The 12,607-nt window shown below is 76.3% G+C and carries 12 protein-coding genes; 9 read left to right on the top strand and 3 right to left on the bottom strand.

The genetic code is table 11. The features are described 5' to 3' along the window. Nucleotides 1-95 precede the first annotated feature (95 nt). Nucleotides 96-470: a hypothetical protein gene (locus H2O74_RS15990; protein ID WP_182112479.1), complete on the top strand. Its 375-nt coding sequence runs from the start codon at nucleotides 96-98 to the stop codon at nucleotides 468-470. Beyond that, a complete protein-coding gene (locus H2O74_RS15985; RefSeq protein WP_182112478.1) occupies nucleotides 467-1,978 on the top strand; it encodes a hypothetical protein in 1,512 nt (503 codons plus the stop codon). The genes H2O74_RS15990 and H2O74_RS15985 overlap by 4 nt, the downstream gene beginning before the upstream one ends. Nucleotides 1,979-1,989: 11 nt before the next feature. On the opposite strand, the gene H2O74_RS15980 is transcribed toward H2O74_RS15985, so the two are convergent. Next, entirely contained in the window at nucleotides 1,990-2,379 is a 390-nt protein-coding gene (locus tag H2O74_RS15980) for a phage holin family protein (RefSeq protein ID WP_182112477.1), read from the bottom strand. A gap of 64 nt (nucleotides 2,380-2,443) precedes the next feature. Between H2O74_RS15980 and hisC the strand changes: the two genes are divergently transcribed. From hisC to H2O74_RS15950, 6 genes are all read left to right on the top strand, one after another. After that, entirely contained in the window at nucleotides 2,444-3,517 is a 1,074-nt protein-coding gene (gene hisC, locus H2O74_RS15975) for a histidinol-phosphate transaminase (protein ID WP_255491681.1), read from the top strand. A gap of 463 nt (nucleotides 3,518-3,980) precedes the next feature. Next, nucleotides 3,981-4,724, top strand: coding sequence for a cysteine hydrolase (locus H2O74_RS15970; protein WP_182112475.1), 744 nt, complete (start codon nucleotides 3,981-3,983; stop codon nucleotides 4,722-4,724). After that, nucleotides 4,724-5,431 (top strand): AmiS/UreI family transporter, encoded by a 708-nt coding sequence (locus tag H2O74_RS15965; RefSeq protein ID WP_182112474.1) that lies wholly within the window; start codon nucleotides 4,724-4,726, stop codon nucleotides 5,429-5,431. Before H2O74_RS15970 ends, H2O74_RS15965 begins: the two co-directional genes overlap by 1 nt. Before the next feature lie 178 nt (nucleotides 5,432-5,609). Further along, nucleotides 5,610-6,716 (top strand): pyruvate dehydrogenase (acetyl-transferring) E1 component subunit alpha, encoded by a 1,107-nt coding sequence (gene pdhA / locus H2O74_RS15960; protein WP_182114342.1) that lies wholly within the window; start codon nucleotides 5,610-5,612, stop codon nucleotides 6,714-6,716. Next, nucleotides 6,713-7,720 carry an alpha-ketoacid dehydrogenase subunit beta gene (locus H2O74_RS15955; protein ID WP_182112473.1) on the top strand — a complete coding sequence of 336 codons (1,008 nt, stop codon included), beginning with the start codon at nucleotides 6,713-6,715 and terminating at the stop codon, nucleotides 7,718-7,720. The genes pdhA and H2O74_RS15955 overlap by 4 nt, the downstream gene beginning before the upstream one ends. 22 nt (nucleotides 7,721-7,742) lie before the next feature. After that, entirely contained in the window at nucleotides 7,743-9,116 is a 1,374-nt protein-coding gene (locus tag H2O74_RS15950) for a dihydrolipoamide acetyltransferase family protein (protein WP_182112472.1), read from the top strand. 125 nt (nucleotides 9,117-9,241) lie between these two features. On the opposite strand, the gene H2O74_RS15945 is transcribed toward H2O74_RS15950, so the two are convergent. Together H2O74_RS15945 and H2O74_RS15940 are read right to left on the bottom strand one after the other, a co-directional pair. Further along, the gene (locus tag H2O74_RS15945; RefSeq protein WP_182112471.1) at nucleotides 9,242-10,492 is read right to left on the bottom strand and encodes an MFS transporter; all 1,251 of its coding nucleotides are present in this window, start codon (nucleotides 10,490-10,492) and stop codon (nucleotides 9,242-9,244) included. 100 nt (nucleotides 10,493-10,592) lie between these two features. Next, entirely contained in the window at nucleotides 10,593-10,925 is a 333-nt protein-coding gene (locus H2O74_RS15940) for a hypothetical protein (RefSeq protein WP_182112470.1), read from the bottom strand. Nucleotides 10,926-11,134: 209 nt separating this feature from the next. Between H2O74_RS15940 and H2O74_RS15935 the strand changes: the two genes are divergently transcribed. After that, nucleotides 11,135-12,409, top strand: a complete 1,275-nt coding sequence (locus H2O74_RS15935; RefSeq protein ID WP_182112469.1) for a TIGR03862 family flavoprotein — start codon at nucleotides 11,135-11,137, stop codon at nucleotides 12,407-12,409. The last annotated feature ends 198 nt before the right edge of the window (nucleotides 12,410-12,607 follow it).

The raw sequence follows: 12,607 nt of genomic DNA, 5'->3' as shown, positions 1-12,607 counted from the left end.
CGGGGACGGCGGCGTCGTCATCCACAGGCCCGAGGGTCCCGGTCGGGGCCTGGTCCGGTGCCCGCCTAGCGTCGCGGGCGAGGGAAGGGGGCGTGATGTCCGACGAGCCGGGGCTCTCCGCCGGCGCGGTGCTGCGGGCGACCGCCAGTGCGCGCGACGCCGTCGGGCGGGCGCGCGCGGCGCTGCTCGCCGCGGGCGCGGTGGGGTGGGTGTCCGCCGCCGCCGACGCCTACCAGGCGGTGCTCGACGACGCGCTCGCCGACGCGGCGCGGGTGGCCGGCGCCGTCGACGCCGCCGAGGTGGTGGTGCTGCGCCACGTGCGGGCGGCGGAGGTGGCGCGCGCCGCCGCGGCCGCGGAGGAGGCGCGCCGGGCCGCGACCCTCGCCGCGTGGGTCGACGACGCGCTGGCGATCGGGACCGGACGCCGCCGGGCAGGCGTGCCGGCGGGGCCACCGGGAGCCGGCGGATGACCGCCCTGCGCGGTGCGCCACCGCTCCCGGCGCCCGACGACGTCGTGCTGCCGGGGGGCGTCCGCGTGGCCGGCGGCGCCGGGGGCACCCTCGCCCACCTCGAGGACCTGGCGGCGGCCGCCGCCGCGCTCGACCGCGCGGCCGACGCGCTCGCGGACGCCGCGATCGAGGTCCTGCGCCTGCAGGGCGTCGTCGAGGCCGCCTCGCCGTGGTCGCCGGCCACGGCGCCGGCGGCCTGGTCGGTGCTCGGCCCGCTGCGCTCGTCGTGGTCGGCGCCCGGGCCGGCGGCGGCGCGGCTGCGGGACCGGGCCGCCGCGGTCCGCGGGGCCGCGCAGCTCTACCGGGAGACGGACGCGCACGTCGCGCGCGTCGTCGGCCAGGCGGTGAGCGCCGCGGGGACCTGGGTGGGTGGCCTCCTGGGGGAGGCCGGCCCGCCGGGCTGGGTCGCGGCGGGCGCGCTCGCGGTCGCCGCGGCGCCGCCGCTGCTCGTGCTCTCGGCGCTCGGTGGGGGCGGCCACCGCCTGCCCTCGTCCGGCACGGTGCAGCTGCTGATGCCGGGCCTGGCGGCGTTCCTGCGGCACGCCGCCCCCGGGCGGCAGGCCGTCACGTCCGCGCCCGTGCCCGGCGCCGCGCGCGCTCTCGGCGTCGCGTCGGCCCTGGTGACCACCCACGCCGGGACGCCGCGGCCCGGCCTCGTCGTCGCGCCGGTGGTCCGGCCGGGTGCCGCCCGCGGCCCGTCGCGCGACGCCCCGCGGCCGACGTCGGCCGCCGACGTGCTCCGGCACGTCCACGCGCTCTACCCGCACCCCGACGACGCGCCGGGCGCCGGGACCGGCGGCATCCCCGGGACGGTCGGCGTCCAGCGGCTCGACCACGACGACGGCCGACGCACGTGGGTCGTGGCGATCCCGGGGACGCAGGACTGGTCGCCCGTCGCGGGGCCGAACCCGATGAGCCTGTCGTCGAACTTCGCGATCATCGGCGGCGCGCCGGACGACGCGACCCGCACGGTCGTGGAGGCCATGACGCAGGCGGGGGTCGCCCCGGGCGAGCCGGTGCTCCTGGCGGGCCACAGCCAGGGCGGCATGGTGGCGACCGCGATCGCCGCGGACCCGGCACTGGCCGAGCGCTTCGCCGTCGCGGCGGTCCTCACGGCCGGCTCGCCGGTCGCGGCCGTGGACCTGCCGGCCGGCGTCGCCGCGCTGCACCTGCAGCACGACGGCGACTACGTGTGGACCCTGGACGGCGCGGCGAACCCCGCGACGCCGGGCCGGACGACCGTGTCGGCGGACCTGGCGGTCGCGCCCGATCCCGTCGACCGGGCGGCCGCCGGGTCGCCGGTGACGGCGCACGGCATCGACGTCTACGCGCGCACGGCCGAGCGGCTGGCCACCACGGACCACCCGTCCCTGCGCGCGTTCGACGCCGCCGTGGCCGCCCTGGTGGGCGACGGGCGCACGCGCGTGACCACCCAGCGCTACGTCGGGGTCCGCGTGCCCGGGTCCTGACCGGGCGTCGCCTACCGGTCGTCGCCGCGCGCCCCGGGGATGACGAGGCTGAGCAGGAAGCTGACGACCGAGATGAGCAGCGCGCCCAGGATCGCCTGGCCGAAGTCCTCGATCCGCAGGCCGTACTCCCAGAAGCCCGTGAGCCAGCTGGTCAGCATGAGCATGAGCGCGTTGACGATCAGCGTGAACAGGCCGAGCGTGAGGATGTACAGCGGCAGCGAGAGCAGCGCGACGACCGGCTTGACCACCGCGTTGACCAGACCGAAGACCAGCGCGACGGCGAGCAGGGTGAGGATCCGCGAGGTCGTGCCGCCCCCGCTCACGACCTCGATCCCGCCGAGGACCTGGGTCGCGAACCAGATCGCGGCGGCGTTGATGAGGACCCTCACGAGGAAGCTCATACGTCATGCTCCCACCGCGGGACCCGCCACGGGAACGCCTGTGGCGCGGTGGCATGCTGGAGCGGTGACCTCCCCCCTCGTCCCCCGCGCGGTCGTCCGGAGCCTGCCGGCGTACGTCCCCGGTGCCCGGGCCGCGGTCGAGCGCGGCGCGCACAAGCTGTCGTCGAACGAGAACCCCTTCCCGCCGCTGCCGGCCGTGCGCGAGGCGGTCGCCGAGGCGGCGAGCGGGCTCAACCGCTACCCGGACATGTTCGCCACGGAGCTCGGTGAGGCCCTCGCCGCGCGGCACGGCGTCGAGCCCGCCGCGGTCGTCGCCGGGTGCGGCTCGGTCGCGGTGCTCGGTCACGCGCTCCAGGCCTTCTGCGACGCCGGGGACGAGGTGGTCCACGCGTGGCGGTCCTTCGAGGCCTACCCGATCCTCATCGGCCTCCAGGGCGCCGTCGGCGTGCCGGTGCCGCTCACCGCGGACGGTCGTCACGACCTCGCCGCGATGGCGGCCGCGGTCACCGAGCGCACGCGCGCGGTGCTGGTGTGCTCGCCGAACAACCCCACGGGCCCGGCGCTGCGCCACGCGGAGGTCGCGGCGTTCCTCGCCGCGGTGCCCCCGCGCGTGCTGGTGGTGCTCGACGAGGCGTACGTGGAGTTCGTCCGGCAGGACGACGCCGTCGACTCCGGCGCGCTGCTCGCGGCGCACCCGAACGTCGTGGTGCTGCGCACGTTCTCCAAGGCCTACGGGCTGGCGGCGCTGCGGGTCGGGTACGCCGTCGCGCGGCCCGAGGTCGCGAGCGCGATCCGCACGGCCTCCACGCCCTTCGGCGTCAACCACCTCGCCCAGGTCGCCGCGCTCGCCTCGCTGCGGGCGCAGGACGAGCTCCGGGCCCGCGTGGACGCCGTCGTCGCGGCGCGCGGCGGCCTGCTCGCCGGGCTCCGCGCGCAGGGCTGGGCCGTGCCCGACGCCCAGGGCAACTTCGTGTGGCTCCCGCTCGGGGCGCGCACCCTCGACGTCGCGGCCGACGCCGCCGCGCACGGCGTGCTGGTGCGCCCGTTCGCCGGCGAGGGTGTGCGCATCACGGTCGGCGACGCCGCCGCGAACGACGCCGTCCTGGCCCTCGCGCAGCGGTGGGTCGCCGAGGCCTGACGGCCCGCGCCGCGGCAGGCCGGTCGGGCGCCGGTCTCGGTGGGCGAGAACCCGCGGCCCAGGGCTGCCCCACGCGGCGCCGCGCGGGTAGGTTCGCCCGCGTGAGCACCTCGCGAGGGACCCGGCCGGGGACGACGTCGTCGTCGCGGTCGTGTCGCGCCCTCCCGGCGGCCGACCGCCGGTGCTCCGCCTGCGCCGTGCGCAGCTGTCGAATGCCCGGCTGAGTCCTGCGAGGACTCGGCGCCCTCCCCGACGGGGACCCGGCGCCCCCGCCGCCGCGCGGCCGCTCGATCCCGACCCGAGCCCGCCCGCGCGCATCCCGCCCGCCGCAGCCGACCGCCGCGCGCGGGCACCCGGCCGCGTTGCCGCGCCGCCGGACCGGTCCACCACCGCTCGGACCGTCCCCGCCCAGCTCAGCTCGACCCGACCCAGCGCCGCCCTCACGCGCCGCCGAGGAGACACCATGACCGCTCTCGACACCCGCCGCACCACGCCGCTGGCGCCCGTGCCGCTCGACCCGGCCGACTTCCCCGGGACCAACGTCGACCAGATCCCGCCGCTGCCCGCGCACTGGGCCGGGCTGGACCTGCGCGAGATCCTCAGCCGACCCGCCGCCTTCCTGTCCGTGAGCCAGTCCAACTCGCTCTACGAGCCCGGGGGCGTCCAGTACGCCGAGGGGCACGCCTTCCGCGGCAGCCTGCCCGCGACGGTTCGCGCCGTGCGGGCCGCGCGCCGCGCGCCCAACTTCGTCTCGTTCAACTGGATCGGCTACTCGGTCTTCCGGGACGGCTACCCGCAGTCCGACTTCGACCGCGCCCAGTACGCGTCCTGGACGGGTGCGATCGACGCGACGCCCGAGCAGGTCGCGTGGGACGACGAGCTCGTCGGGGACCTGCGCGCGCTCGTCGAGCCCGGCGACAACGAGCTCTCCGAGAAGGCGTTGCAGACCGCGTTCGTCGGCACCGACCTGCCGCTCGAGCTGGCGCGCAAGCGGGTCGAGGTCGTCGTCATCACCGGCATCCACCTCGACTGGTGCATCGAGGGCAACGCGCGGGCCGCGCGGGACCACGGCCTGCTCCCGATCGTCATCGGCGACGCCACCGGTGCCCAGCGCCCGGACCAGGAGGCGGCGGCGTTCGAGCGCATCACGAGCTTCTTCGCGCCGGTGATCTCCTCGGAGACCTTCGCCGGGCTGGTGGCGCGCTGATGGGCGACGTCGGCCTGCTCCTCGTCGGCGTCGTGCTCTTCGTCAACGGGCTGTCGACCCTCGGGGTCGTGCCCGCACGCAGCGCCGCGCCGCTGAACTTCTTCGTCGGGACCGCGCAGGTCCTGCTCCCGACGATCGTGCTGGTCCAGCACGGCACCGAGCCGGGGGTGCTGCAGGCCACGTGGCCCAGCTACCTGTTCGGCATCACGTACCTGTGGTTCGGGCTGCTGACCGTCTTCAGGATCGAGCCGCAGGGCTTCGGCTGGTACAGCATCTTCGTGGCGGGGATCGCGACGTACTACGCCGTGACGACCGTCGCGACGGATCCGGCGTTCGCCGTGATCTGGGCGACGTGGGCGGTGATGTGGACCCTGTTCTTCCTCCTGCTCGGCCTGGGCCGCACGCACGTGGGCACGCTGGACCTCGGCCGGTTCGCCGGCTGGTTCCTCGTGCTGCTGGGGATCCCGACCTGCACCGTCCCGGCCCTGCTCATCATGGCGGGCAGGTGGAGCACGAGCCCCGCGGCGGGCGTCGCGGCGCTCGCGGCCCTGGCGCTCGCGACGGCGGCCTCCGTCGCCCTGGCGCGGCGGCCGGCACCGGCGACGTCGGCACCGACGTCCTCCGCACCGACGTCTTCCGCGCCGACGACCGCGGCGCCGACGCCGGAGCGGCAGGAGGCGCTCGACCCCTCGCCGACCCCCGCCTGAGCAGGGGCGCCGCCGCGTGTCGGGGTGCGCGGCGGCGCCCGGAGTTGGAGAGTCGTCACAACGGCGGGCCCGCCGACGTTGTCGGCGGCCGACAGGCCAAACCTACGGTTCCGTAGCCTACGCTGACGTAAGTTAGCCCAGGCCGTCACCGGAAGGACCCTGCGTGAACGAGCCCGACATGATCCAGCTGCTCACCCCGACCGGGGAGCGGGTCGCCCACCCCGAGTACGACCGCCGCATCGAGCACCTGGACGCCGAGGCGCTGCGCGGGCTGTACCGGGACATGGTCCTCGTGCGCCGGTTCGACACCGAGTCCACGGCGCTCCAGCGCCAGGGCGAGCTGGGCCTCTTCCCGCAGGCGCTCGGCCAGGAGGCCGCGCAGGTCGGCTCGGGCCGCGCGCTGGCCCCGCAGGACTACGTGTTCCCGTCCTACCGCGAGCACGGCGTCGCCCACACGCGCGGCCTCGACCTGGTCGACATCCTGCGGCAGTTCCGCGGCGTCGACCACGGCGGCTGGGACACCCGCGCGCACAACTTCCACCTCTACACGCTGGTCATCGGCTCGCACACGCTGCACGCCACCGGGTACGCGATGGCCCTGCAGCGCGACGGCGCCGTCGGCACGGGCGACCCCGCGCGCGACGCCGCCGTCGTGACGTACTTCGGTGACGGCGCCACGAGCCAGGGCGACACCAACGAGGCGTTCGTCTTCGCGGCCGTGAACAACGCGCCGCTGGTCCTGTTCTGCCAGAACAACCAGTGGGCGATCTCGGAGCCCACCGAGAACCAGTCGCGCGTGCCGCTGGTCGAGCGCGGCAAGGGCTTCGGCGTGCCGAGCGTGCGGGTCGACGGCAACGACGTCCTGGCCTGCTACGCCGTCACCGCCGAGGCGCTCGAGCGCGCGCACTCGGGCAACGGGCCGACCTTCATCGAGGCCTACACCTACCGAATGGGCGCGCACACGACGTCGGACGACCCGACGCGCTACCGCTCCGCCGCCGAGGAGGAGGCGTGGCGCCGGCGCGACCCGATCGACCGCCTGCGGCTGCACCTCGAGGCGCTCGGCGAGCTCGACGCCGCGTTCGTCGCCGCGCTGGACGCGGAGGGCGAGGCGCTCGGCGAGCACTTGCGCGCGGCGGTCCGCGCGATGGACCGGCCGCCGACGTCGACCCTCTTCGAGCACGTCTACGCGGGTCCCCACGCCGTCGTCGACGCCGAGCGTGCCTGGTTCGAGCAGTACGAGGCCTCGTTCGAGGCCGCTCCCGGAGCGGAGGCACGCCGATGAGCGCCGTCCCCGAGGTCGAGCGGGTCACGCTCGCCAAGGCGATCAACCTCGGCCTGCGCGCCGCGCTCGAGGAGGACCCGAAGGTCCTGCTCATGGGCGAGGACATCGGCCGGCTCGGCGGCGTCTTCCGCGTCACCGACGGCCTGCAGAAGGACTTCGGCCCGGACCGGGTGGTGGACACGCCGCTCGCCGAGTCCGGCATCGTCGGCACCGCGATCGGCCTCGCGCTGGGCGGGTACCGGCCCGTGTGCGAGATCCAGTTCGACGGCTTCATCTTCCCGGCGTTCGACCAGATCACCACGCAGCTCGCCAAGATGCGCTACCGCTCGCGGGGCCGGCTCGCCCTGCCCGTGGTCATCCGCGTGCCGTACGGCGGCGGCATCGGCGCGGTCGAGCACCACAGCGAGTCGCCCGAGGTGCTCTTCGCGCACACCGCCGGCCTGCGCGTGGTGACGCCCGCGAGCCCTGCGGACGCGTTCACCATGATCCAGGAGGCCATCGCCTCGCCGGACCCCGTGCTCTTCTTCGAGCCGAAGGGCCGGTACTGGGACAAGGGCGACGTCGACCGCGGCTTCTCCTACGGCACGGCGACGAGCGACGGCCTGGACCGTGCGCGCATCGCCCGGCCGGGCACCGACCTCACGCTCGTCGCGCACGGTCCCACCGTCGCCACCGCGCTGCGGGCCGCCCAGGCGGCCGCCGCCGACGGCACCAGCATCGAGGTCGTCGACCTGCGCACCATCTCCCCGCTGGACACCGCGACGATCGCCGCCTCGGTGCGCCGGACCGGCCGCTGCGTCGTCGTCCACGAGGCGCCCGTCCTGTACGGCACCGGCGGCGAGGTCGCGGCGCGCATCACCGAGGAGTGCTTCTTCCACCTCGAGGCGCCGGTGCTGCGGGTGGGCGGGTTCCACGCGCCGTACCCGGTCGCGCGGCTCGAGCACGAGTACCTGCCGAGCCTCGACCGCGTCCTCGACGCCGTCGACCGCGCGCTGGCGTTCTGACCCGACCGAGGAGAGGGCCCCCGTGCCGACGTACGAGCAGTTCCGCCTTCCCGACGCCGGCGAGGGCCTGACCGAGGCCGAGATCGTGGCCTGGCACGTCGCCGTCGGCGACACCGTCGTCGTGAACCAGCCGATCGTGGAGATCGAGACCGCGAAGTCGCTGGTCGAGCTGCCGTGTCCGTGGGCCGGCGTCGTGACCGCGCTGCTGGCCGAGCCCGGCACGACGGTCGAGGTCGGGACGGCGATCATCACCGTCGACACCGACCCGCACGGGGCGCCCGACCCCGGAGCGTCCGAGGGTGGCGCGGCCGCCGGCGGCGCGGTGGACGCCGCGCCCGAGCCGCCCGCCGCCGACGACGGCGCGAGCGGGGCGGTCCTCGTCGGCTACGGCGTCAGCGGGCAGAGCGCGACCCGGCGTGCGCGCCGGACCGCGCCGGAGCCGGCGTCGGCGCCCGTGCCGCCGTCGGCCGCCGAGCGCACGGAGCAGTCGCGCCAGATCCTGGCCAAGCCGCCCGTCCGCAAACTCGCGCGCGACCTGAACGTGGACCTCGCGACGGTGCGCCCGACCGGTCCGGGCGGGATCGTCACGCGCGAGGACGTGATCGCGCGCTCGCAGGCCAACCAGGTGCAGCCGCTGGTGACGTACCCGGCGGACGACCAGCCGTGGCTCGCGTCGGGCACGGTGACCCCGGACGGACGGGCCACGCGCGTCCCGGTGCGCTCGGTGCGCAAGCGCACGGCCGAGGTGATGGTCGCGAGCGCGTTCACCGCCCCGCACGTGTCGGTGTTCCACACGGTCGACGTCACCAAGACGATGCGCCTGGTCGCCCGCCTGCGCGACGACCGCGAGTTCGCGGACGTGCGGGTGACGCCGCTGCTCGTGGCCATGAAGGCGGTGCTGCTCGCGGTGCGGCGCCACCCGGAGATCAACGCGTCCTGGGACGACGAGGCGCAGGAGATCGTCTACAAGCACTACGTCAACCTGGGGATCGCGGCCCAGACGCCCCGCGGGCTGATCGTGCCCAACATCAAGGACGCGCACCGGCTGGACCTGCACGGGCTGGCGGTCGCGCTCGCGGACCTGACGTCGACCGCGCGCGCCGGCCGGACGCAGCCCGCCGACATGGCCGACGGCACCATCACGATCACCAACGTCGGCGTCTTCGGCATCGACTCCGGCACGCCCATCCTCAACCCCGGCGAGTCCGCGATCCTCGCGTTCGGCGCGATCCGCGAGCAGCCGTGGGTGCACAAGGGCAAGATCCGCAAGCGCCACGTGACGCAGCTCGCGCTGTCGTTCGACCACCGCCTGGTCGACGGCGCGCTCGGCTCGCGCTTCCTTGCCGACGTCGCCGCCGTCCTCCAGGAGCCGGGCCAGGGCCTGGTCTGGGGCTGACGCCCCCCGCCCGCCCGACCCCTGGGCGAGCACGTCCGTTCCACGCCACCACGTCGGCTGCGCAGGACGCAGTGGCGTGGAACGGACGTGCTCAGCGGGCGGAGGTCGGTCGTGGCCGGCGGGGCTCAGGCCTGGGTTCGGTCGCGGTGGTTGCGGAGGGCCAGGCCCGTGACGATCCCGAGGACGCCGGCCGCGGCCGCCGGCACGAACGCGTACGCGGGCGTGGCGGCGAGCACGCCGCTGAGTGCCGCACCGGCCGAGACCCCGAGCACGAGCGCTGTCGCGAGCAGGGTCATGGTCGAGGCGACGAGGCGCGGCGGCGCGACGGCCTCGCCGCGTGAGTAGCTGCTGACCAGGAGCGTCCCCGCGCCGAGCCCGAGCAGGGTGGCGTAGGCGGCGGCGCCGAGGGCGCCCGGCAGCGTCCCGAGACCGAGCGCACCGAGCAGCACCGCGGCCCCGCCGACGACGACGCGCGCGCCGAGCCCGAACCGACGGGCGAAGCGCGTCACCGCCAGGCTCGCGATCCCGCTGCCGAGGCCCGCGCAGCCGTAGATGACGCCGGTCAGTGCCTCCGTGCCGCGCAGCTCGTTGACGGCGGTCAGCCCGGTCTGGGTCGACCCGAACGCCATGCCGACCGCGAGGCACGCGAGCAGGGGCGCGACGAGCGGGGCGAGGCGCAGGCGCTGGCCGGCGCCGGGCAGGAGGCCCGCCGACGTCGTCGCGCGCGAGACCCAGGAGGCGCGGTCGCCGCGCAGGTGGACGGCGAACGCCCCCTGGCCCAGGAGCGCGAAGCCGATCAGCACCCACAGCGCCGGCACCGGTCCGAGGAACGCGACGAGCAGGCTCGCGGCGACGGGGCCGACGACGAACCCGACCTCGTCCGCGGCCACCTCGTAGCCGAGTGCCCGGTGCACGAGGTCCGGGCGCCCGGTGCGGCGCGCGAGGTGCGACCAGCGCGACCGCGCGATCGAGCCGACCTGGGGGTTCGCGGCGCCGACCAGTCCGGCGCTCACGATGAGCAGCCACGTCGGGGCGTGGGTCGAGGTCGCGGCCAGCACCCCGAGCAGCGCGCTGACCTGCACGGCCGTCGCCGCGACGACGACGGGGAACGGTCCCCAGCGGTCGACCGAGCGGCCGACGAGCGGTGCCCCGATCGCGGTGCCGACGCCGACCGCGGCCACCGTGAGCCCGCCGAGGCCGACCCCGAGGCCGGACGCGGCCACGAACATCAGCAGCCCGAGCTGGATCGTCGACGACGGGAGGCGTCCGAGGAGCGCCGTCGTGAGGAAGGGGAGGCCACCCGCCCGGACGAGCGAGGGGCGGTCCGAGGCGGCGCGCGTGGCGCGCGGGGGTGAGGTCTGAAGGTCCTGCGTCATGTGGGGTGTCTCCGGGTACGTCGAGTACCCGTGCGCCCGACCCCACACACGGAACTGCCCACTTAGCGCTGCCAGTCTAGGCGGTCCCGCCGCGAAGCGGTCAGCCCGGCGTGGTGGTGACGGTCACGTCGCCGCTCGTCAGTGCGTCGTCGACGCACGTCAGGACGCGCTCGACGTCGGCCTGTGTCGCCTCGGCGACGAGCACCATCGAGATGTGCGAGGCCGGCTCGTCCGTCGTCATGAGGGCCTGTGCGACGGCCGCGTCCTGCGCGCAGTCGCCCAGGTCGCCGCGGGGGTCGGAGATCGCGACGACCCAGACCTGGTCGGGCCCGAGCGAGGGGATCTCGTGCTCCGGCGGTGGACCGGACGGTGGGTCGGACGCCGCGCAGCCCGCCGCGAGGGCGAGCAGCGTCACCGCGAGCGGCGCGAGCACCGGGCCCCGACGACGTCGTCGGGCTCGCGTCCGGCCCGGCAGGGGCACCCTCGATCCGTGTCGCACGCCCCGTAGGCTCCCACACCGCCGCCGCGGACCTCCGGGGGCTCGCCGAGCTCGCCGTCGGGCCGGGCGGCGGGGCACGGCGGCGCCGGCCTCGACTACCGTCGCGGGATGCCCTCCCGCGTCGCACCCGTGCGGACACCCCGGTGACCGCGGCCGACGTCGTCCGGGGCAGGACCGCGACCGTCGTCGGCGGGGGGCCGGCCGGGCTGATCGCCGCCGAGCGCCTCGCGGAGGCGGGGGTGGCCGTCACGGTGTACGACGCGATGCCGTCGGTGGCGCGCAAGTTCATGCTGGCCGGTCACGGCGGGCTCAACCTCACCCACACCGAGCCCGCCGAGCGGTTCGTGGCCCGCTACGGCGCGGCCGCGGACCGCCTGCGCCCGATGCTCGAGGCGTTCGGTCCCCAGGACCTGCGCGCGTGGTGCGCCGGGCTCGGCGAGGAGACCTTCGTCGGGTCGAGCGGGCGCGTGTTCCCGCGCTCCTTTCGTGCGACGCCGCTGGTCCGGGCCTGGCTGGCGCGGCTGGCCGACCTCGGGGTGCGCATCGAGCGGCGCCGGCGCTGGACCGGGTGGACCGACGGGGACGGGCTCCGGCTCGTCGCCCCCGACGGCACGGTGACCGAGGTGGCCGCCGCCGACGTCACGCTCTTCGCCCTGGGCGGGGCGTCCTGGCCGCGACTCGGTGCGGACGGCGGCTGGGTCGGCCCCTTCGCCGAGCGGGGCGTCGCGGTGACGCCGCTGCGCGCGGCCAACGTCGGGCTGTGCGTGGTCTGGTCGCCCGGCTTCGCCGACCGGTGCGCCGGGTCGCCGGTGAAGAACGTGCAGGTGTCGGTGCGGGGGCGGTCCGGCGCGACGGCGCGCGGTGACGCGATGCTGACCCGCAGCGGGATCGAGGGTGGCCCGGTGTACGCGATCGGCGCCGCCGTGCGCGACGCGCTCGACGCCGACGGGCGCTGCGTGCTCGAGGTCGACCTCCGCCCCGACCGCAGCGCCACCCAGCTGGCGGAGCGCTGGGGTCGGCGTCGGCCCAAGGACTCCACGGCCACGGCGCTGCGGCGCGCGCTCGGGCTGGACCCGGTGGCGGCGGCCCTGCTCCGCGAGTCCGTGGGCGGCGCCCTGCCCAGTGACCCGGCGGCCGTGGCAGCGCTGGTCAAGGCCGTGCCCGTCGCGGTCACGGGGACGATGCCCATCGACCGTGCCATCTCGTCGGCCGGTGGGGTCGCGTGGTCGGAGGTCGACGAGTCGCTGATGCTGCGGCGGCTGCCGGGCACGTTCGTCGCCGGCGAGATGCTCGACTGGGAGGCCCCGACCGGCGGCTACCTGCTCCAGGCGTCGTTCAGCACGGGCGTCGCGGCGGCCCACGGCGCGCTCGCGTGGCTGGCCCGCCCGGCGGATCCGGGCGACCCCGGGCCCCCCTGACGCCCACCCATCACCAACACCGGCACCAACACCGGCACCGGCACCGCAGCGCGGAGCGTGGTGCCCGGACACGCCGGTGTGTCTCGCCACGACGCTCCGCACTGATGGGCTGGTGCGGTGGTGCGGTGGTGGGGTGCGCCCGTGTGGAGCGTGGTGCCCGGACACGCCGGTGTGTCTCGCCACGACGCTCCGCGCTGA

The sequence above is a fragment of the Actinotalea sp. JY-7876 genome (assembly GCF_014042015.1).
Classification (GTDB): Bacteria; Actinomycetota; Actinomycetes; order Actinomycetales; family Cellulomonadaceae; genus Actinotalea.
Note: the sequence above shows the minus strand (reverse complement) of the source record. Positions and strands in the feature narration are given on the sequence as shown.